20 protein-coding genes and 1 pseudogene are annotated in these 19351 nt (G+C 70.8%); 12 read left to right on the top strand and 9 right to left on the bottom strand.

The annotated features are described in order from the left end of the window. Positions 1 to 29 precede the first annotated feature (29 nt). Both QRX50_RS11875 and QRX50_RS11870 read left to right on the top strand, forming a co-directional pair. A complete protein-coding gene (locus QRX50_RS11875) occupies positions 30 to 431 on the top strand; it encodes a CoA-binding protein (protein ID WP_220244722.1) in 402 nt (133 codons plus the stop codon). A gap of 84 nt (positions 432 to 515) precedes the next feature. Next, the gene (locus QRX50_RS11870; RefSeq protein ID WP_285971994.1) at positions 516 to 1073 is read left to right on the top strand and encodes an NUDIX domain-containing protein; all 558 of its coding nucleotides are present in this window, start codon (positions 516 to 518) and stop codon (positions 1071 to 1073) included. An 8-nt stretch (positions 1074 to 1081) separates the two neighbouring features. On the opposite strand, the gene QRX50_RS11865 is transcribed toward QRX50_RS11870, so the two are convergent. From QRX50_RS11865 to QRX50_RS11850, 4 genes and pseudogenes are all read right to left on the bottom strand, one after another. After that, on the bottom strand, positions 1082 to 2482 hold the full coding sequence (locus QRX50_RS11865) for a phosphocholine-specific phospholipase C (protein ID WP_285971993.1): 1401 nt from the start codon (positions 2480 to 2482) through the stop codon (positions 1082 to 1084). After that, the gene (locus QRX50_RS11860) at positions 2479 to 3621 is read right to left on the bottom strand and encodes an NHL repeat-containing protein (RefSeq protein WP_285971992.1); all 1143 of its coding nucleotides are present in this window, start codon (positions 3619 to 3621) and stop codon (positions 2479 to 2481) included. The genes QRX50_RS11865 and QRX50_RS11860 overlap by 4 nt, the downstream gene beginning before the upstream one ends. A 208-nt stretch (positions 3622 to 3829) precedes the next feature. Beyond that, positions 3830 to 4021: pseudogene (locus QRX50_RS11855) on the bottom strand (ATP-binding protein); the annotation flags it as partial. 177 nt (positions 4022 to 4198) lie between these two features. Next, a complete protein-coding gene (locus QRX50_RS11850; RefSeq protein ID WP_285971991.1) occupies positions 4199 to 4459 on the bottom strand; it encodes a hypothetical protein in 261 nt (86 codons plus the stop codon). Between the two features lie 331 nt (positions 4460 to 4790). Here QRX50_RS11850 and QRX50_RS11845 point away from each other — a divergent pair, with 331 nt between their 5' ends. From QRX50_RS11845 to QRX50_RS11835, 3 genes are all read left to right on the top strand, one after another. Beyond that, the gene (locus QRX50_RS11845) at positions 4791 to 5513 is read left to right on the top strand and encodes an IclR family transcriptional regulator (RefSeq protein WP_353074152.1); all 723 of its coding nucleotides are present in this window, start codon (positions 4791 to 4793) and stop codon (positions 5511 to 5513) included. Positions 5514 to 5961: 448 nt separating this feature from the next. Continuing rightward, entirely contained in the window at positions 5962 to 7644 is a 1683-nt protein-coding gene (locus tag QRX50_RS11840) for an L-lactate permease (protein WP_285971989.1), read from the top strand. Between the two features lie 110 nt (positions 7645 to 7754). Continuing rightward, positions 7755 to 8624, top strand: a complete 870-nt coding sequence (locus QRX50_RS11835; RefSeq protein ID WP_285971988.1) for a nuclease — start codon at positions 7755 to 7757, stop codon at positions 8622 to 8624. A gap of 10 nt (positions 8625 to 8634) precedes the next feature. On the opposite strand, the gene QRX50_RS11830 is transcribed toward QRX50_RS11835, so the two are convergent. From QRX50_RS11830 to QRX50_RS11820, 3 genes are all read right to left on the bottom strand, one after another. Next, complete coding sequence (locus QRX50_RS11830; RefSeq protein ID WP_285974433.1) at positions 8635 to 9813, bottom strand: RNA polymerase sigma factor; 1179 nt, start codon at positions 9811 to 9813, stop codon at positions 8635 to 8637. Positions 9814 to 9939: 126 nt separating this feature from the next. Then, positions 9940 to 10290 (bottom strand): YciI family protein, encoded by a 351-nt coding sequence (locus QRX50_RS11825; protein ID WP_285971987.1) that lies wholly within the window; start codon positions 10288 to 10290, stop codon positions 9940 to 9942. Further along, positions 10290 to 10718: a YciI family protein gene (locus QRX50_RS11820; RefSeq protein ID WP_285971986.1), complete on the bottom strand. Its 429-nt coding sequence runs from the start codon at positions 10716 to 10718 to the stop codon at positions 10290 to 10292. Before QRX50_RS11820 ends, QRX50_RS11825 begins: the two co-directional genes overlap by 1 nt. Positions 10719 to 10852: 134 nt before the next feature. Between QRX50_RS11820 and QRX50_RS11815 the strand changes: the two genes are divergently transcribed. From QRX50_RS11815 to QRX50_RS11795, 5 genes are all read left to right on the top strand, one after another. Continuing rightward, complete coding sequence (locus QRX50_RS11815) at positions 10853 to 11890, top strand: small ribosomal subunit Rsm22 family protein (protein WP_285971985.1); 1038 nt, start codon at positions 10853 to 10855, stop codon at positions 11888 to 11890. Between the two features lie 4 nt (positions 11891 to 11894). After that, a complete protein-coding gene (locus QRX50_RS11810; protein ID WP_285971984.1) occupies positions 11895 to 12467 on the top strand; it encodes a dihydrofolate reductase family protein in 573 nt (190 codons plus the stop codon). A gap of 369 nt (positions 12468 to 12836) precedes the next feature. Continuing rightward, complete coding sequence (locus QRX50_RS11805) at positions 12837 to 13595, top strand: maleylpyruvate isomerase family mycothiol-dependent enzyme (protein WP_285971983.1); 759 nt, start codon at positions 12837 to 12839, stop codon at positions 13593 to 13595. Between the two features lie 82 nt (positions 13596 to 13677). Continuing rightward, positions 13678 to 14838 (top strand): sensor histidine kinase, encoded by a 1161-nt coding sequence (locus tag QRX50_RS11800; RefSeq protein WP_285971982.1) that lies wholly within the window; start codon positions 13678 to 13680, stop codon positions 14836 to 14838. Positions 14839 to 14888: 50 nt separating this feature from the next. Further along, positions 14889 to 15503, top strand: coding sequence for a response regulator (locus tag QRX50_RS11795; protein ID WP_285974432.1), 615 nt, complete (start codon positions 14889 to 14891; stop codon positions 15501 to 15503). Here QRX50_RS11795 and QRX50_RS11790 read toward each other — a convergent pair. Continuing rightward, positions 15384 to 15968, bottom strand: coding sequence for an RDD family protein (locus QRX50_RS11790; protein WP_285971981.1), 585 nt, complete (start codon positions 15966 to 15968; stop codon positions 15384 to 15386). The two genes, QRX50_RS11795 and QRX50_RS11790, sit on opposite strands and share 120 nt — an antisense overlap. Positions 15969 to 16125: 157 nt before the next feature. Here QRX50_RS11790 and QRX50_RS11785 point away from each other — a divergent pair, with 157 nt between their 5' ends. After that, complete coding sequence (locus QRX50_RS11785; RefSeq protein WP_285971980.1) at positions 16126 to 17832, top strand: alpha/beta fold hydrolase; 1707 nt, start codon at positions 16126 to 16128, stop codon at positions 17830 to 17832. A 53-nt stretch (positions 17833 to 17885) separates the two neighbouring features. Then, positions 17886 to 18035, top strand: a complete 150-nt coding sequence (locus tag QRX50_RS11780; protein WP_285971979.1) for a hypothetical protein — start codon at positions 17886 to 17888, stop codon at positions 18033 to 18035. Here QRX50_RS11780 and QRX50_RS11775 read toward each other — a convergent pair. Then, complete coding sequence (locus QRX50_RS11775; RefSeq protein ID WP_285971978.1) at positions 18032 to 19303, bottom strand: cytochrome P450; 1272 nt, start codon at positions 19301 to 19303, stop codon at positions 18032 to 18034. The two genes, QRX50_RS11780 and QRX50_RS11775, sit on opposite strands and share 4 nt — an antisense overlap. Positions 19304 to 19351 lie beyond the last annotated feature (48 nt).

Raw genomic sequence — 19351 nt, 5'->3', positions numbered from 1 at the left:
CGTCTTCTTTCGAACGGCGTTAAACCGACATGCAACCTGAAGAAATCCTCGCGAACGCCACGACGATCGCGGTGGTCGGCCTGAGCCGCGACCCGGCGAAGGCCGCACACGGGGTGCCCGCCACGCTGCAGGCCCACGGTTTCCGCATCATCCCCGTGCACCCGTCGGCCACGGAGCTGCTCGGCGAGAAGGTCTACCGGTCCCTCAAGGACATCCCGGAGCCGGTGGACCTCGTCGACGTCTTCCGCCCGGCCGCCGAGGCCCCCGGGATCGCGGCCGACGCCGTCGCCATCGGCGCGAAGGCGCTGTGGCTGCAGCAGGGCATCGTCTCCGCGGAGGCGAAGCGCATCGCGGAAGAGGGCGGGCTCGAGTACGTGGAGAACCGCTGCACCGCGGTGGTTCGTGCGGTCGCGGCGATCTCGAAGAACTGACCGCGGCGGGCCAGGTGGGCTGGGGCATCATCAACGGGTAGCAGCGTCCGCCGGCCGAGGCACGCTCCTGGCCGGCGAGGCACCGTGACCGACGAACAGCCCCACCACCGCGGCGACCGGGCCGTTTTCGCCGCCGACCTGCGGGCCGACGGCGAACCGGAGGCCGAGTTCAACCCCGGCATCGCCGGGCGGCTGCCTCGCAAGAACGTCGCCGCCGGCGCGCTCGTGCGCGACGAGCAGGGCCGGGTGCTGTTCGTCGACCCGACGTACAAGCCGTTCCTGGAGATCCCCGGCGGCCTGGTCGAGAACGACGAGTCCCCGCTCGCGGCCTGCCACCGCGAGGTCCGGGAGGAGCTCGGCCTCGACCTCGAGCTGGGGCGGCTGCTGCTCGTCGACTGGATGCCGACCCACGGCGTCTGGCGCGACAGCCTGCAGCTGATCTTCGACGGCGGCACCCTCGGCCGCGCGCAGATCCAAGCGATCGGACTGGCCGGCGACGAGCTCGGCGGCTTCGAGTTCCTCGACCTGGACGCGGCCACGCCACGGCTGCGGCCGTCCAAAGCCCGGCGCGTGGCGCTGGCGCACCAAGCCCTGCTCGCCGGCGAGACTTTCTACGGAGAGTTCGGCCGCCCAGCTCGGTAGCGCCGGGTTCAGTTCGGCATCGACTGCGGCCCGGTCGGCACCGACGGCGCCGGGTTGTCCCGAACCTGCACTTGCGCCTGCAGCAGATCCGCCGTCGTCGCCGGGTAGTGCAACGCGCGGTTGTCCCGCGGGTAGCGCGAAGGCTGCCGGTCGAACCGGAACGCCGACGTCAGATCACCGACGGTACGGCGGCGCCAGGCGCTGATGTGCGGCTCCCGCACCCCGAACCGCGCCTCCAGCAACCGGATCAACGAGGTGTGGTCGAACGTCTCCGAGCTCACGTACCCACCGGCCGTCCACGGCGACACCACCACGGTCGGCACGCGGAAACTGAGTCCGATCGGCACGCCGCCGACGAACTCGTCCGCAGTCCCGGCGGGTGGGGTCGGCGGGGCGACGTGGTCGAAGTACCCGTCGTTCTCGTCGTAGGTGAGGATGAACGCCGTCTTGGCCCACACGTCCGGGTTCGCGGCGATCGCGTCGAGCTTCGACGCGATGTACTGCCCACCGGCGGCGGGCATCCAGTTCGGGTGCTCGGTCTGCGCCGAAGGTGCCACCAGCCACGAAACAGCGGGCAGATTGTCGTTGCGGGCGTCGTGTTCGAACCAGCCCGCCGACTTTTTCACCATCGCGTTCTTGTAGAGCGGCGACGACTTCGGTGCGTCCGCGAACTGGCGGAACCAGGCCAGCGCGTTGTCGTCGTAGTTGTCCTCCTCCTGGTAGATCCGCCAGGAGACGCCGGCGTCGGTGAGCCGCTCCGGGTAGGTCTTCCAGGACAGCGCCGGGTTGTCGGACGACATGAAGTTGGTGTTCGCGGGCCCGCCGGCGGTGCCGTGCGGGTCGATCCAGCCGGTCCACATGTAGAGCCGGTTGGGGTTCGTCGGGCCGATCACCGAGCAGTGGTAGTGGTCGCAGACCGTGAACGCCTCGGCGAGCGCGAAGTGGAACGGGATGTCGTCGCGGTCGTAGTAGGCCATGGTCTTGGCGCCCTTGGCCTCGATCCAGCGGTCCATCTTCCCGTTGTTCCACGCGGTGTGCTGGTCGGTCCAGTCGTGCGGGAGGCCGGGCGTGGCCTGCGCGCTCGTCGTGCGCGTGTTGTAGCGGAAGGGCAGCAGGTAACCGTCGGGGTGGCCGCTGTAGGGCTGCTGAAAGACGGAGTTCCCGCTCGGCAGCTTCATGGCGTGCGGGTCGGCGAAGCCGCGGACGCCGTCCATGGTGCCGAAGTAGTGGTCGAACGAACGGTTCTCCTGCATCAGGATCACGATGTGCTCGATGTCGGTCAGCCGTCCCGGCCGGCGCACGGGCTCGGCCAGCGCCTTGCGGACGTTCGCCGGCAGCGCGAGCGACCCGGCGGCGGCCGCGGCTGCCGCGGCAGCGCCCAGAACCCGGCGCCGGGTGAGCTCGCTCACGCTCTCACTCCAAAGTGGACGATACGATCGTTTCCGGTGTCCGCCACGAAGATGCGGCCCTGCGCGTCGACGGCCACGCCGAGCGGGAAGCTCAAGGCGCCGGGACCGTCGGTGCCGAACTCGGCGCGGTACGGGCCGGTGGTGCGGAACTGCGCGACCCAGCCGTAGTCGGGAACGGTCACGTACGCGTCGCCCTGCGTGTTGAGCGCGACGCCCGCGGGGTTGGACAGGCCGCCGAACTCGCTGTGCTGGCCGCCGCCGATCGAGCCGATCACCTTGCCGTCGCCGGAGTAGTGCACGACGGCGACACTGCCGCTGGCGGCGCGGCCGTTCTGCACGATCCACGCGCCGCCCGCGCCGTCGCTGACGATGCCCTGCGGCGAGCTGACCTTCTCGGTGATGTCGGCGAGCGCTTTGCCCGTGTGGGTGTCGAAGCGGGCCACACGCTGGTGGCCGGTGTCCGAGACCAGCAGCCGGCCCGCGGTGTCGATGGCGACGCCACGCGGGTTGTCGAGCCGGCCGGCGCCGTACTCACGCGCGAAGCCGCCCCACCAGGAGTACTGGACCACGCGGTTGTTGCCGGTGTCGGCCACGTAGACGTTGCCCGCGTGGTCCACGGCCACGGCCTGCGGCGCCTTGAACCGGCCGGCGAGCACACGCACCAGCCGGCCGTCGCGGGTGAAGGCCTGCACGCGGTCGTTGCCGGTGTCGGCGACCCAGATCTGGCCCCGCGGGTCGACCGTGAGGCCGGCTGGGCTGCTGAACTGCGCCGGCCCACGCCCGCTGCGGCCGAACGCTCCCTGGTACACGGGCGGCGGCGTCTGCGGTGTCGGGCGCACGACGAAGCGCACGGGTTCGGCGAGCCAGGCGTAGCCGTCGTTCGCGAGGTAGAACGCGACGTAGTTCCCCGGCCCGAGTGAGCCGGTGGAGAACGAGACGGTGCCGGTCGCCAGCGGGGTGTACTCCCACAGCGTCGACGGGCCGACGCAGGACTGGTCGACGGGACCGCCGCCCGGATCGGAGTAGAGCCCGACCCAGTTCTTCGGGGTCACCGACGACTGGGGCGTCGTGTAGGTGAAGGTGATCAGCTCGCCCTGCTCCACGGAGGGCGCACTGCTGACCAGGGTGCCGGTAGCCACGGGCACAGCATTCACTGGCACGGTCGTACCAGGAAACCCGGGGTGGTGGGTGTTCAGGAAGAGTTCGCTCAGGTGACGAGTCGGTAGCCGGCCCCGCGCAGGGTCTCGATGGTGTGGGTGCCGAAGGGCGGGGGTCGGCGACGTCCACATAGGCCACGTGGCCGCCGTGGCGCGCGGCGATGCCCGCGACGATCGGGAGGCCGAGGCCGGTGCCGCCGTGACCACGCTGACGCGAAGCGTCCAGCCGGACGAACCGTTCGAAGACGCGCTCGCGGTCTTCGGGAGCGACGCCGGGACGGTCGTCGCTGGCCTCGACCACGACGGTGGTTTCGTGGACCCAGCTGGCGATGCGGACACGTTCGCGGGCGTGACTGCGGGCATTGTCGACGAGGTTCCGCACGGCCCGTCTCAGCCGTGCTTCGCTGCCACGGACTTTGGCCGGCCCGGCGCGGACCTCGATCCCGCGGTGAGGTCTCTTGTGGACACTTCGGCGACGGTGCGGCGCATGCGTTCCACCGGCCGCAGGGCGGCGCCGACGGTGTCGACGATTTCCCGGCCGGGTGCGGACCGGTTCGCGTCAGGGCGGGTCTCCGGTGATCGCGGGGTCGCCGGCGATGGGCGTGGCGAGCTTGTCGAGCACCTGCGTCACGGCCTCGGTGTCGCCGGTGCTGGCGACGTCGCTCGCGGACAGGTCGCGCGAGCCTTCGCGGACGAGCTGGATGGCGACCTGGCGGCCGGTGCTGCGCGCACTCTCCGTCACACTGCGGTCGAGTGATTCTTCGAGCAGCACGACGACGACCACGCTCGCCACCGCGATGGCCAGCGCCAGCACCACCACCCGCGACGGCCGTGGTCCGCATCCGGACGCCGATCACCGCTCTCACGTACGCAGGGTAACGATTTCCGGACCGGGCCCGTCGACTGTCCTATTCGGACTCAAAAATCCTTTGTTAGGTGTCCTAACGATCAGAGGTTGAACCATTCAGGGCAACCTTGACCTGCCGCAATACGAAAGTAGGTCAAGATCTTCCGTCCATACATCCGAGGTGTTAGCGTCCAACCCCGCTTAGCGGAAACACGTGCCGGTGAGCGGGAATTTGGGCGAAGGGGCGAACGACGTGACGGAACGAGGGCTGGACCAGAGCGGCACGCTGGAGCGAGGGCTCGCGGTGCTGGAGCACGTGGGGCAGCACCAGGAGATTTCCACCAACGCGATCGCGAGGCAACTGGGGCTCTCGCGCAGCGCGGCGTACCGCATCGTCGGCACCCTCAAGCGGCTCGAATACCTCGAAGCGGATACCGCGACCGGCCGCGTGCGCCTCGGCACGCGCCTCGTCGAGCTCGGCGCCCGCGCGATGGCCGCGACCGACCTGCACCGCTGCGCCCCGCGCTACCTGGCGTCCCTGGCCGAACGCTCGGGCGAGACGACGTACCTCGCCGTGCCCGACAACGACACGATGGTCTACGTCGCCACCGAACGCAGCGCCAGCGCCGTCACGCTCGCCTGCCGCCTCGGCACGCGCCGCCCGCAGCACGCGACGTCGCTCGGCAAGGCGTGGCTCGCGGCGCTGCCGGAGATCGACCGGGTGGAGCGCGTGCGCCGCATGAAGCTCGACAGCCTGACGCTCAAGACCATCATCGACCCCGGCCGGCTCCTCGACGACCTCGCCCGCACCAGCCGCCGCGGCTGGGCCATCGACGACGTCGAGAACGAGCCCGACGTGGGCTGCGTCGCCGCCGCCGTCCGCGACCACTCGGGGCGCCCCATCGCGGCGATCAGCGTGGCCGGCCCCGCGCCACGGGTGCTGCGCCGCGTGGAGGAACTGGGCACGACCGTGGCGGGGACGGCTGCGGCGCTTTCGCTTCGGTTGGGGTACGTCCGGAGCCGGTAGGTCACCGGCCGGCGCGGCTCTGGCTTCGGCCGACCCCACCTGGCACACCCCGGCTCACCGAGCCGGGCATTCGACAGCCGCACCCCAGGTCTCGGCTCACCCAAAGTCGACCACCGGCCGACCCGACCCACCCCGACGCGGCTGCCACCGCAGCCGAACCACACCCGCCTGGCCGCCACCGCAGCCGGCGAGCCCACCACCCCCGGCCCCCAGCCCACCGACCTCCGGTCCGGCGCGGCGACAGCCGTCAAGACCCGGCACACCCCTCCGCCGGAAACCCGCACCCAATCCACCCTCCGAAGGCTCGGCACCAGCCGCAGCCGAGAACACCCGCCGCCAGCGTAGGCCGGCTCGGCGTCCGCCGTGGCCGGGAGGAAACGAACATCCCTGGGTCTCCCGGAACCGCCGCCGCCGGGAGGGCCGGGCGGATCAGCGAAGGGGCTGACGCGTGACCTGGATCCAGGATTACCAACCGGCGGGCGGGCTGTGGGTGTCCGCATTGCTCGCCGCGCTGCCGATCGTCGTGTTGCTGGTGGCGTTGGGTGTCGTGAAGCTGTCGGCGCACCTGTCGGCGGCGCTGGCGCTCGTCACGGCGCTGGTGGTGGCGCTGCTGCTCTACCGGATGCCGGTGGGGCTCGCCCTCGATTCGGCGGTGATGGGGGTGGTCTTCGGAGTGTGGTCGGTGGCGTGGATCGCGTTTCACGCCGTGTACTTCCACAACGTCACGGTGACCACCGGGCGCTTCGACAGCATCAAGCGCGTGCTCGCCGGGTTCAGTGAGGATCGGCGGCTTCAGACGTTGCTGATCGCGTTCGGTTTCGGGGCGTTGCTGGAGGGCGTCGCCGGTGGTGGGTCGCCGATCGCGATCACGGCGGCGATGATGGCGGCGCTCGGGTTCCCGCCGGTGAAGGCCGTGGTGCTGGCGCTGCTGGCGAACACGGCGCCGGTGGCGTTCGGCGGGCTCGGCAACCCGTTGATCGTGCTCGGCCGGCTCACCGGGCCGATCATGCACCTCAAGCCGGAAGAGGCGACGGCCGCGTTCTCGTCCATGGTCGGGCGGCAGGTGCCGTTCCTGGCGGTGATCATCCCGGCGTTCCTGATCGTCGTGCTGGCCGGCTGGAAGAAGATGCTGGAGGTCTGGCCCGCCGCCGTCACGGCCGGGCTGGCGTTCGCGCTCATGCAGTTCGCGGCGTCGAACTACATCAGCGCGAGTCTCGTCGACGTGCTCGCCGCCCTGGCCGCGATGGCCGCGCTGTACGTGCTCACGCGGTTCTGGCAGCCGAAATCCGTGTGGCGCTTCGAGGGCGAGCAACCCGTCAGGTCGACGAGCCTGGGCGCGGCGAAGTCCGAACGCGGCGCGCTCTACGCGTGGACTCCGTACGTGATCCTGATCCTCGCGATCTTCCTGTCGCGCATCGGCACGATCTTCGCGCACCTGCCCGTGTGGTTGGACCTCACGAAGCTGCTGCACAAGGCCGACTGGGTGTTCGCGTGGCCGGGGCTGCACAACCACGTGATCCAGCACGCGCCCATCACACCGAAGGACACGCCGTACGCGGCGACGTTCACCGTCGACATCCTGTTCTCCCCCGGCACGATCGCGCTCATCGCCACGGTGATCGCCGGCTTCGCCATGGGCGCACGGCCGAAGCAACTGGTACGGACGTACCGCGACACGTTGCACCAGATGCGCTGGGCGCTCGCGACGATCTTCATGATCCTGGCCATCGCGTTCGTGATGAACTACTCCGGCGCCACGCAGACGCTGGGCCTCGCGCTGGCCACGACCGGGGTACTGTTCCCGATCTTCTCCGCGTACATCGGCTGGCTCGGCGTGTTCCTGACCGGCTCCGATGCGTCGACCAACAGCCTTTTTGGGCCCATGCAAGTGATCTCCGCGCAGCAGCTGCACCTCAACCCCGTGCTGGCGGGCGCGACGAACACGTCCGGCGGCGTGATGGGCAAGATGATCTCGCCGCAGAACCTGTCGATCGGCGCGACGGCGATCGGACAGAGCGGCAAGGAAGGTTCACTACTGCGCCAGACGTTCCTGTGGTCGCTCGCCCTCACCGCCGTGGTCGGCGTGATCTCGCTGCTGCAGGCCACCGTGCTCGGTTTCATGATCCCCTGACACGGTTTCCGTGTTTCCGGGCAACCAGTCACCGTCCACTGTGGGCGGTGACTGGGCTGTCCGGATGAAAACCGGACACACCCGGCTCCGCGCGACCTACCGTGGTGCACATGCCACTGACGCTGATCAAAGGCACGTTCCAGCTCCTCGGCGCAGCACCGGACGGCGACTCCGTGCGGTTCTACCCCGACGATCCCGCCGCCACGAAGAAGGCCGGCCTGCGCGTCCGCCTCAACTCCCGCGGCGGCATGCAGCTGCGCCTCGACGCCATCGACGCGCTCGAGACCCACTACCGCCCCCGCGGCGGCGAACTGCTGCACCAGCCCGCCTCTCTCGGCGCCGCCGCGGCCGACCGGCTCGTGTCGCTGCTGGGCTTCACCTCCGTCACGCGGGGCGAAGGCGGCGTCGTCACGGCGGCGAAGCCGGAGAAAGTCGCGGGCCACATCCTCACGCGCTTCGCCGACAAGTACGGGCGTGCGGTCGCGTTCGCCTTCCCAGGTCAGCGGCCCGGCCGTTCGGTGGACGGCAGCGAGGTGTTCCTCGACGCGAAGACGCTGAAGAACTCGGTGAACTTCCAGTTGGTTTCCGAGGGGCTCACGTATCCGACGTTCTATTCGCTGTTGTACGTGGATCTGCGTCAGGCACTCGCGGACGCCGCTTCGTCGGCCCGGGCGTCGGGCAGCGGGGTGTGGGCTTCGGACCTGACCACTTCGGGTTTTCGCCTCCGTTCCCGGGCTCAGCTGCAGGATGAGCTCGTGCTGCTGCCCAAACTCTTCCGCCGGCTGGCGGATTACCTCGCCCTGGACGAGACGGGCGGCGTCTCGCTGACCGGCTTCGCCCACTTCCTCGACACGCGCGACGACCGCTTGTTCACCGTCCCGGATGGACAGTCGACGGAGCTCGCCACGCTGGTGGAGGTGAAGCGGCAGACGGTGAAACTGGTTGTGCCGCCAGAGCGGATCGTGTTCGTGGAGGCGTGACGAACGCCGCTCAACAAGCCGCTGCGCGGTCGAGCAGCAGTGTCCGCTCGCGGGCATTCCCGGTCATGTCAGCCGCCCGCTCGAACTCCGCCTTCGCTTCGGCCAACCGGCCCAGCTTCACCAGAAAATCCCCGCGAACACTCGGCAGGAGGTGATAGTTCTTCAACGCCGGCTCATCCGTCAGCTTGTCCACAAGCTCCAAACCGGCCTCCGGCCCCTCGGCCATCGACACGGCCACCGCCCGGTTCAGCTCGATCACCGGCGAAGGCGTCAGCTGCGCAAGCCCGGCATACAGCGCGGCGATCCGCGTCCAGTCCGTCTCCTCCGGCACCCGCGCCCGCGCGTGACACGCGGCGATCGCCGCCTGCGCCGAATACGGGCCATAAGCGCCCTCGGCCAGTTCCTCCGAACGAGCCAACGCCGCGAGCCCACGCCGGATCAGCAGCTGGTCCCAGCGGCCCCGATCCTGCTCCAGCAGCAACACCGGCTCTCCGGAAGGACCGGTCCGTGCGGCCGAACGCGAAGCCTGGATCTCCAGCAGCGCCGCCAAGCCGTGGACCTCGGGCTCCGTTGGCATGAGCCCCGTGAGCACGCGGGCCAGCCGCAGGGCGTCTTCGCACAGGGCGGGGCGCAGCCAGTCGTCGCCGTGGGTGGCGGAGTAGCCCTCGTTGAAAATCAGGTAGATGACTTCCAGGACGGACGACAGGCGGGCCATGCGCTCCTCGCCGACGGGGACCTCGAAGGGCACCTTCGCGTCGGCCAGTGATTTCTTCGCGCGCACGATCCGCTGCGCCACGGTGGATTCCTTGACGAGGAACGCGCGGGCGATTTCGTCGGTGGTGAGGCCGCCGAGCATGCGCAGTGTGAGAGCGACGCGCGCCGGCGTGGGCAGCACGGGGTGGCAGGCGGTGAACACCAACCGGAGGATGTCGTCCTCGATGTGTTCCTCGTCGAGGACCGCGTCGAAGTCGGCGAGGTCCGGCTCGAAGACCTGCTGTTCGCGGCCGAGCTCGTCGAGCTTGCGGCCGAACGTCTCGTTGCGGCGGAACTGGTCGATGGCGCGGCGTTTGGCCGTGGTCATCAGCCACGCGCCGGGGTTGCGCGGCACGCCGGTCTCCGGCCACTGCTCCAGTGCGGCGACCAGCGCGTCCTGCGCGAGCTCCTCGGCGAGCCCGACGTCGCGCACCATCCGCGCGAGTCCCGCGATCACCCGCGCCGACTCGATCCGCCAGACCGCCTCCACGGCACCGTGCGTCTCCACGGGCCCATCAGACAGGCTGGCCCGCCCGAGGGCAAGCCTCGGGCGGGCGCGGCGTCACGGAACGAGCGGCCTGATCTCGACGGTCCCCGCCTGCAGGTCGGGGTTGGGCGCGCGCTTGAGCAGCTCGACGATCTCCGCGACCGACTCCCCCTGCAGGATCCACAGCCCGGCCACGAGCTCCTTCGTCTCCGCGAACGGCCCGTCGACCACCTGCGGCTGCGGCTCGCCGTCGAAGTAGACCAACCGCGCGCCCGCCGAGCTGGGGGCGAGGCCCTCGGCCTGCACGAGGTGCCCCGACGCCGCCAGCTCGTCGTTGAACTTCGACATCTGCGCCATCAGCTCGGCGCTCGGCATGACCCCGGCCTCGGAGTCGGCATTGGCCTTGACCATCACGAGAAAGCGCATCAGGCGTTCTTCGCCGCTTCCGCGCGCAGCTTCTCCTCGGCCTCACGCAGCTCCGGCGTCAGGTTGTCGCCGAAGTCCTCGGCCTCGGCGATGCGCCGGATCTCGATCTCGTGGTGCGCGCCGTCCGTGTTGGGCACGCGCTTCACCCACTCGATGACCTCTTCCTTGGACTTCACCTGCAGGATCCAGAAGCCGGCCACGAGCTCCTTGCTCTCGGCGAACGGGCCGTCGATCACGGTCGGCTCGGCGTTGCCCGCGAAGCGCACGCGCGCACCCTCCGAGCTCGGCAGGAGCCCCTCACCGGCGAGCATCACGCCCGCCCGGACGAGTTCCTCGTTGAACTTCCCCATCTCGGCGAGCATCTCGGTGGTCGGCATCTGGTTGGACTCGGACTCTTCGTTCGCCTTCATGATCACCATGAACCGCATTTGGGAGATCCTCTCTCTTCGGTCTTGCCGTCACCCCTGCGTCGAACGGGCGGCCACTGGATCGACAAAGCGCCCGAACTTTTTCCCGCGGCCGAAACTAGCAGGTCAGGCGCCCGCCTGGGGACAAATCGGGCATGGGAGAATTCTCCGTCGTGGCGCACCTTCCCGACGACCTGCGAACCGCCCTCGACCACGAGCTCGGCCGCTTCCCCGAATCCCGGCTCGCCCAGGCGGTCGACAAGCTCAGCTCGCGCTACCGCTCCGGCGAAGCCGCGACGTCGCCGATCCTCATCTCGGAGCTCGACGTCGCCGCCTACGCGGGTTACCGCATGCCGGCGACGTACGCGGCCGTCAGCTCCGTGCTCGGCGAAGTGGCCGCGGCCGCCCCCGAGTTCGCGCCGCGCACGCAGCTCGACATCGGCGGCGGCACGGGGGCGGCGATCTGGGCCGCGGCCCGCGCTTGGCCGACGCTGGAAAAGTGCACGGTCGTCGAGCAGGTCGCCGGCGCGCTCGCCTTGGGCCGCAAACTCGCGGCGAGCGCCGCAGACGCGGCGGTCCGCGGAGCGACGTGGCAGCGCGGGCTGATCGACCCGTCGTCCCCGCTGCCGGCAACCGACCTGGTGACGCTGTCCTACGTGCTGGGCGAGCTGCCGGAACGCACGCGCGACGAGGTGGTCCGCTGGCTCGCCGCGTCGGGTGGCGCGGTGGCGCTGATCGAGCCCGGCACGCCCGCCGGGTTCGCCCGCATCCGCGCGGCGCGCGACGTGCTGCGCGGGCTCGGCCACACGGTGCTCGCGCCGTGTCCGCACGACGGCGACTGCCCGATCAGACCCGGCGAGGACTGGTGCCATTTCGCCGCGCGCCTGCCGCGCAGTGGCGTGCACCGGCGCATCAAGGCGGGCACGCTGGGGTTCGAGGACGAGAAGTTCTCCTATGTCGTCGCGGCTCCGGCGGGGGCCGCGGCCGACCGCGCCGACGCGCGGATCCTGCGCCACCCGCGCAAGCACAAGGGCTTCGTGCAACTCGACCTGTGTACGGTGGATGGCCTCGCTTCCGGCGTCACCGTTTCGAAACGCCACGGTCTCCGCTACCGCGCCGCGCGCGAAGCGGAATGGGGCGACGCTTGGATCATGAACAGCGGGACCACGGACACCGGGACCACAAAGGAGTAGTCCGATGGGGAAGGTCGTCGCGGAGATCAGCATGTCGCTCGACGGGGTCGTCGCGGGCCCTGGCACGGACATCGACAACCGCCTCGGCCGCGACGGCGAGCTGCTGCACACGTGGATGGCGCACGGCAACGAGACCGACCACGACGTGATGGCCGGGTTTTTCACCGACACCGGCGCGTTCGTGCTCGGGCGCACCACGTTCGACATGGGCATCGACGTCTGGGGCCCGGACGGCGCTTTCGAGCGGCCCGCCTTCGTCCTCACCCACCGCGCGGCCGAACCGCTGGAGCGCGGGAAGACCACGTTCACCTTCGTCACCGGCGGCCCGGAAGCCGCGCTGGCTCAGGCACGCGAGGCCGCGGGCGAACGCGACGTCGTGATCATGAGCGGCTCGGCGATCGACCAGTACCTGCGCCTCGGCCTCGTCGACGAGCTGCGCCTGCACCTCGTGCCCCTGCTGTTCGGCGAGGGCGTGCGGCTGTTCGACGACCTCGCCGACCACCGCGTGACGCTGGAGCGCACCGACTTCGTCACCACCCCGACGATGACGCACCTGACCTACCGCGTCACTTCCTGAGACCGACGCCGTAGCTGTCGAATGGGTGAGTAGCACAGTCGCGCCCTTCCCAGGCCCGGGAAAGAAAGCCCGAGGCCCGACGGACACAACGCGTTCCCGAAAGCCTCGGCCACCCTATTGCCGGTGCCGCCGCGGACCCGCTGCTCCTAGCCTCGCGCTCGACTTCCCCCGCCGCGCGAGGTCCTGGAGTTGCAGATAGGTGCTGGCCGTCGCTGGTTCGTCACCGGGGCGTCCCGGGGCTTGGGCCGGGCGCTGACCGAGGTCGTGCTGGACCGCGGAGACCGGCTCCGGAAGATTCCTGAGCCACCGTGTCCGATCGGCGGCGCCGGCTCCGACTCCGTGGTGAACCGAACCGGAAGGACGACCACCATGGACTTCGAACGCCGGGCCGCCGGGATCGTGGCGCAGACCGAGCTGCTGCGGGCCACCGCGAACGGCGCCGACCTCGCCACGCGGATCGCGGCGTGCCCGGACTGGAGCCTGGGCCAGCTGCTCAACCACGTCGGCGCGGGGCACCGGTACGCCGAGGGAATCGTGCGCGATCGCGCGTCCGAGGCCCCCGCCGACGACTACCTGCGTTACCCGGGCCACGAAATCCGGCCGAGCAGCTGGCTCACCGACGGCGCCGAGGCCCTGGCGGCGACCTTGCGCCAAGCCGGGCCCGACGCCGAGGTCTGGACCCCCGTCCCGGCCGGAGCTCCGCGGGCCGCGTTCTACGCCCGCCGCTTCCTGCACGAGACGGCCATGCACCGCGCCGACGTGACACTCGCCCTCGGGCAGAGCTTCGAGCTCGACGGCGACGTCGCCCACGACACCCTGGACGAGTGGCTCGAACTCGGCTCCCTGCCGGTGATGTTCGACTACTTCCCCGAGCGCCGCACGCTGCAGGGACCCGGCCACACCGTCCACCTCGCGCCGACGGACCACGCGGCTTCGTGGACCGTCGACCTCACCGGCGACCTGCCCGCGTGGCACCCGGGCGCCGTCGAGGACCCGGCCGTGACCGTCGAGGCGCCGCTGACCGATCTGCTGCTGATCGTCTACGGCCGCGTGCCCGCCACCACCGCGAAGCTCACGGGCGACACGGCGTTCCTCGACACCTGGCTGTCGCTGGTGAGTTTCGGCTGAACCCCCGCCTCAGCCTCACGGCCGAGGCACTTCGCACCCGCGCAGGAGGCGAAGCGCGCCCCGGCGCGAGACGATCAGGACCATGACCACCCAGCGTGTGGGCCCGCGCATCGCCCTGGTCGCCGAGATCGCGGCGCTCGGGGTGCTCGTGGTGCTCGACGCCGTGGTGTTCGCGCGCTCCGGCCCCGCGCAGGGCACCCTCGCGCTGATCGCCGTCGATTTCGCGCCCGGGCTGGGGCCCGTGGTGGCCGTGCTCGCCGTGCTGCGCCGCCGGTTCCCGGACCACGTCGCGCTCGTGGCGACGGCGGTATCGTGCCTGTCGCTGCTCGGCACGGCCGTCACGGCGGGCGTCGCAGCGCTCGGGCAACGGCTGCCCGTGCAGCCCAGTGGTGCCGAGTCGCTCGCGATCGCGCTGGTCGTCGGCGCGTGCTGCCACCGGCTGCAACGCCCCCCCGCGGCGACTTTGTCCATCCTCGGCGGGATCGCGGCCGTGACGGCGCCGGTGTTCCGCTACGGCATCGGCTCGCCCGCCGCGCTGTTGTCCGCGGCCGCGGCCGTCGCGTGGGGTGCGGCGCTCGCGATCGGCCTGCTGCTGCGCGACGCCGACGCGCGGGCCCGGGCCGAAGCCGTCGAGGTGCGCGCGGCGGAGCGGCTGAACCTCGCGCGCGAGCTGCACGACCTGGTCGCGCACCAGATCACCGGCGTCGTCGTGCGCGTGCAGGCCGCGCACCGCGTGACCGAACGCCAAGGCGGCGACACCAGCGCGTTCGCCGAGATCGAGCAGGCGGGCGCGGAGGCGCTGGCGTCGATGCGCCGGCTCGTCGGCACGCTGCGCACCGACGGCGAGAACTTGTTCAGCCCACCGTCCGGGCTCGCTTCGGCCGTGGACCGCGCGGTGCCCGACGACGGCACCGTCACCCTCGACGTGCCCGACGACCTCGGCGGTCTCAGCGCGACGCCCGAGGTCGTGACCACCGTCCACCGGCTGATCACCGAGGCCCTCACCAATGCCCGCCGCCACGCGCCACGCGCCACCGACGTGCGCGTGAGCGTGCGTCGCGACCAGCGTGACCTCGTGGTGGAGGTCGGCAACGACGGCGCCGCCAAGCCCGCGCGGCCCGGCGGCTACGGCTTGATCGGCATGACCGAACGCGTCACCGCCGTCGGCGGTACGGTTTCCGCGGGCCCGGCGGCCGGGCACCGCTGGCTGGTGGCCGCGCGGCTGCCGCTCGAAACAGCCTGAGCAGGAGGATCCCCGTGCCGGTGACCGTGTTGATCGCCGACGACCAGGCGATGGTCCGCACCGGCTTCCGGCTGATCCTCGAAGGCGAGCCGGACATCGACGTGGTCGGCGAGGCCGCCGACGGTCAGGACGCCGTGCGGCTGGCCCGGCAGCTGCGTCCGGACGTCACGCTGATGGACATCCGCATGCCCGGCGTCGACGGGTTGCAGGCCACGAAACTCCTCGCCGGTCCCGATGTCGCCGATCCGCTGCACGTCGTGATGGTCACGACCTTCGGGCTCGACGAGAACGTCCACGCGGCTTTGCGGGCCGGCGCGTGCGGTTTTCTGCTCAAGGACGCGGGCGCGACACTGCTGATCGAGGCCGTGCACGCCGCCGCGCACGGCGAAGCGCTGGTTTCGCCGGCCATCACCACCCGCTTGCTGGCCCACTTCGTCGGCAGCGCGGGCAAGGAACGGTCCGAACCGGACAGTCCGCTCACCAACCGCGAGCTCGACGTGGTGAAAGCCGTGGCGGGCGGCCAGACCAACGCCGAGATCTGCGAGTCACTCGTCCTGTCGCTCTCCACCGTGAAGACTCACCTCGCGGCCGCCCAGCGCAAGCTGCGGGCTCGCAACCGCACCGAGATCGCCATCTGGGCCTGGGAGACCGGGCTCGTCCGCTGAGGCTGTCGGTCCTGGGACACGGGCCGGGACGCGCACGACCAGCGTCCCCGCGACCAGGTCACCGAGGCGCTGCCGGCGTGGGCTGACCAGCATGATCACCACCCCCGCAAGGCCCCAGCAGAACCCGTCGACCACCATCAGCACCGCGCGGATCACGAGGGCGCGCAACGGCGGCTGCCCGCCGTCGGGCAGCACCACGCGGATCCGCAGCCAGCGCATCGCCGGCGTCTGGCCTCGGTGGCGGTGCGGCCACCAGATCTCGAGGTACAGGCTAGCGACGATCCAGATCCCGAACGTCGTGAACGCCACGACCTTGGTGAACGTGAGCAGCGAGCCCGGCGGGGGCACGTAGAGCACGACGAGCACCGCGACCACCGCCACGGGCACGGTGGCGAGCAGCTGGTCGAGCACACGCTGCACGACCCTTCGGCCCACCACGCCGGGGCCGGGCGCGGGAATGGTCATGTCGCCAGTTTCCCCGCTGCGGCGGCCTCGCGCGCGCTGGCCCGCCTCATTCGCACGGCCGATGCGGCACCGGAAGTTGGTACCCGAGGCTGATCGCCGGGGTCCGCGCGCACACGAGACTCGACGGCAAGCGGATCACGGACGAAAGGACTCCCCGGTGCGAACTCCCAGAGCAGTACTGGTCTCGGCGGTGATCGCGGCCGCCACCGTCACCACCGCCGCGTTGGTCCCGGCGACGGCGACGGCGGCCGAAGACCCTTACACGAGCCAGAAAATCACGTGGGGTGACTGCGCGTTCAAACCGGCAACCGGGGCGAAACCCGCACAATGCGCTGAAATCACCGTGCCGCGTGACTGGGCGGACCCGGCCGCGGGCGTCGACCTCGAGGTGTCGATCAGCCGCGCCGCCGCGACCGGCGACCGCCAGGGCGCGATCCTCGTGAACCCCGGCGGCCCGGGCGGGCAGGGCACCTCGCTGGCCGGCCAGCTCGCCGGGCTCGAACCGACCGTGAACGCGCAGTACGACTTCATCGGCATGGATCCGCGCGGCACCGGCCGGGAAGGCAGCAGCGACAAGGGTTTGTTGTGCCAGGTGCCCACCGGCCGGCTGCCCGACACCGCCCTCGACGCCCGGGACCGCTCCGCCGCCAGCATCGCGGCGCACCAGGCGACACCGCGTGCGATCGCCGAGGCCTGCCAGAGCGACGCGCTCACGCCGTACATCACGACGTGGCAGACCACGCACGACATGGACCTGATCCGCACGCTGCTGGGCGAACAGCAGCTCAACTACCTCGGCTACTCCTACGGCACCTGGCTCGGCGCGAAGTACGCGTCGATGTTCCCCGACCACGCGGGCAAGATCGTGCTCGACTCGAGCGTGAACTTCGAGGGCCGCCTGCAGGCCGACTTCGAAGCGTTCCCCGAGGTCGACCAGCGCCAGTTCGACGACGTGTACGTGCCGTGGCTTTCGCGCCAGTTCCCCGACCAGCTGGGCAAGACGCCGGAGGCGGTGAAGCAGAAGTACGAACAGGTGCGCGCGTACTACGCGGCGAAGGGCATGTCGCCCGACAACTTCGACCACATCTTCGTCGGCAACGGCAGCAAACTGCAGTGGCTGCTGGGCGCGCTGGTCTTCACGCAGGGCGCGGCCGCGCTGGACGGCACCGCGCCGGCGCAGCCGAAGGACCTCGCGGCCGACCTCGACGCCGAGTCGCGCACCGCGTTCGGCGTGCCGACCGCGGACCTCACGGTGGCGAAGGTCCTCGCGGCGACGCCCGACTACGCACCGGTCGGTGGCACCCGCTACGCCGTGGCCTGCGGTGACCAGCCAACGCGCTCGGCGGCCTGGTACAAGAACCTCAGCGACCGGCAGGGTCCCGTCGACCCGCTCTACGGCTGGTCCTACGGGCTCAGCGAGCCGTGCGGCTTCTGGTCCCCAGCGCCGCGGCACGAGCCAGCACCGCAGCACGAGCTGCCGGACCTGCCGGCGTCGGTCGCGAGCCACGTTCTCGTGGTGCAGGGCGAGTTCGATCCGCAGACCGGCTACGAACAGGGCCGCGCCGGGGCTCGTGCGGCCGGCGTGCCGCTGATCTCCGTGGACGACGCGCCCTTCCACGGCGAGTACGCGATCAACGGCAACCCGTGCGTCGACGGGCTCGTGAACACCTTCCTCACCAAGAACTCGCGGCCCGCCTCGACCACGTGCCCTGGTGTGCCGCTGCCCGGCGAGGACGAGGTGCACCCCGTGGCCGGGCCGGTCGACCACCACTCCGGCGGCATCGCGACCGAGGTGCGCGACTCGCTTTCACACCTGCGCCAGACCGTGCAGGACCTGATCCGCAACCTCAACTCCGGGAGGTAGACATGGGACTTCGGTGGCTTCCCCGCACACGGGCCACGGCTTGGGCTTACGTCGTGATCGGGTTGGTGATGCTGGGCCTGCTGATCGCGGAGCTGTCGACGGGGTTCGCCGGGGATTCCCTGGTGCAGTACGGAATCCTGGCCTTCATCTTCCTCGGGTTCACCTCGACCGGCGTCGCGAAGCTCGTCGTGACGTGGGATTAACCCCACTGGACGGGGAGGCTCTTGAGGCCGTTCTGGAAGTTCGAGCGCAGCCGCCGCGGTTCGCCCGCGAGGCGGACTTCGCCGAGCTGGTCCAGGACGGCCTCGAAGAGTGCCCGCATCTGCGCGCGCGCCAGGTGCGAGCCGAGGCAGAAGTGCGGGCCGTGGCCGAAGGTCAGGTGCTCGCTCGGCGCGCGCGTGACGTCGAACGCGTCGGGATCGGCGAACACGGTCTCGTCGCGGTTGGCCGAGGAGAACCAGACCACGACCTTGTCGCCGGCCTTGATGTCCACATCGGACAGCCGGGTGTCCTCGGTGGCCGTGCGGCGGAAGTGCATGACGGGCGTCCACCAGCGCAGCATCTCCTCGACGGCGCCCGGGAGCAGCGAACGGTCGTCGAGGAGCTTGCGGTACTGCTCCGGGTGCCGCAGGAGCGCGGCGAGCCCGCCGGGCAAGCCGTTGCGCAGGGTTTCGTTGCCCGCCACGGAAAACAGCCAGAACAGGTTCTCGAACTCCGCGATCGAGACGCGTCCGCCGTCGTCGTCGACGTGCTGCATGAGGTTGCTCATCACGTCGTCGCCGGGGTGGGTGCGCTTGTACTCGCCGAGCGCGTTGGCGTACGCGTAGAGATCCGGCATCCCGGCGCGCGTGCGCGGGTCGGGCATCGAGCCGTCCGGCCCCGGTTCGGGCCGCACGGCGAGCGCGGCGCGGGCGAGGTCCGTCACGTCTTCCGGCCGGACGGTGGCGCTCACCGCGTATTCGGCGTCCTGGAAGCCGATCACGCGGTTGCTCCAGTCGAACATCAGCCGCCGGTCCTGCTCGGGCACGCCGAACACCTCGGCAAGCGTGAGCAGCGGCAGGTCGGCGGCCACGTCCTTGGCGAAATCGCATTGGCCGCGGTCCGCGACGGCCGCGACCAGGTCGTGGGCCCAGCCCTCGATGCGCTCGGTGAGCCGGCCGATCGCGTGCGGCGTGAACGCCTTGGTCAGCAACCCGCGCAGCCGGCCGTGCTCGGGCGGGTCCATGTTCAGCATCATGCGCCGCACGTAACCGAGGTCCTCGGGCGTCGCGGGGTCGCGGATCTGGGTGCCACCGAGCTGCGACGAGAACGTGGCGGGGTTGCGCAGCACTTCGCGCACGTCGGAGTGGCGCAGCACGGCCCAGAAGTCGCCGACGCGCGTCACCGGCGTCTCGCGGCGCAGCTTCGCGAGGACGTCGTAGGGCACACCTTCGACGTAGGTGTCCGGGTCGGCGATCAGGGCACTCGACACGGTCTCGACCCTAGCCCCGGAACCCGTGGGCGGGGAAAGATCCGACTG

Origin of the sequence: Amycolatopsis sp. 2-15, assembly GCF_030285625.1 — a bacterium.
Classification (GTDB): Bacteria; Actinomycetota; Actinomycetes; order Mycobacteriales; family Pseudonocardiaceae; genus Amycolatopsis; species Amycolatopsis carbonis.
This window is presented reverse-complemented; position numbering and strand designations above follow the sequence as displayed.

Excerpts from the sequence above, each read along its gene's own strand:
- QRX50_RS11875 (WP_220244722.1), top strand. The coding sequence starts at position 30 with ATGCAACCTGAAGAAATCCTCGCGAACGCCACGACGATCGCGGTGGTC.
- QRX50_RS11835 (WP_285971988.1), top strand. The coding sequence starts at position 7,755 with ATGCCACTGACGCTGATCAAAGGCACGTTCCAGCTCCTCGGCGCAGCA.
- QRX50_RS11830 (WP_285974433.1), bottom strand. The coding sequence starts at position 9,813 with ATGGTGCGCGACGTCGGGCTCGCCGAGGAGCTCGCGCAGGACGCGCTG.
- QRX50_RS11825 (WP_285971987.1), bottom strand. The coding sequence starts at position 10,290 with ATGCGCTTTCTCGTGATGGTCAAGGCCAATGCCGACTCCGAGGCCGGG.
- QRX50_RS11820 (WP_285971986.1), bottom strand. The coding sequence starts at position 10,718 with ATGCGGTTCATGGTGATCATGAAGGCGAACGAAGAGTCCGAGTCCAAC.
- QRX50_RS11815 (WP_285971985.1), top strand. The coding sequence starts at position 10,853 with ATGGGAGAATTCTCCGTCGTGGCGCACCTTCCCGACGACCTGCGAACC.
- QRX50_RS11810 (WP_285971984.1), top strand. The coding sequence starts at position 11,895 with ATGGGGAAGGTCGTCGCGGAGATCAGCATGTCGCTCGACGGGGTCGTC.
- QRX50_RS11805 (WP_285971983.1), top strand. The coding sequence starts at position 12,837 with ATGGACTTCGAACGCCGGGCCGCCGGGATCGTGGCGCAGACCGAGCTG.
- QRX50_RS11800 (WP_285971982.1), top strand. The coding sequence starts at position 13,678 with ATGACCACCCAGCGTGTGGGCCCGCGCATCGCCCTGGTCGCCGAGATC.
- QRX50_RS11795 (WP_285974432.1), top strand. The coding sequence starts at position 14,889 with ATGGTCCGCACCGGCTTCCGGCTGATCCTCGAAGGCGAGCCGGACATC.
- QRX50_RS11790 (WP_285971981.1), bottom strand. The coding sequence starts at position 15,968 with ATGACCATTCCCGCGCCCGGCCCCGGCGTGGTGGGCCGAAGGGTCGTG.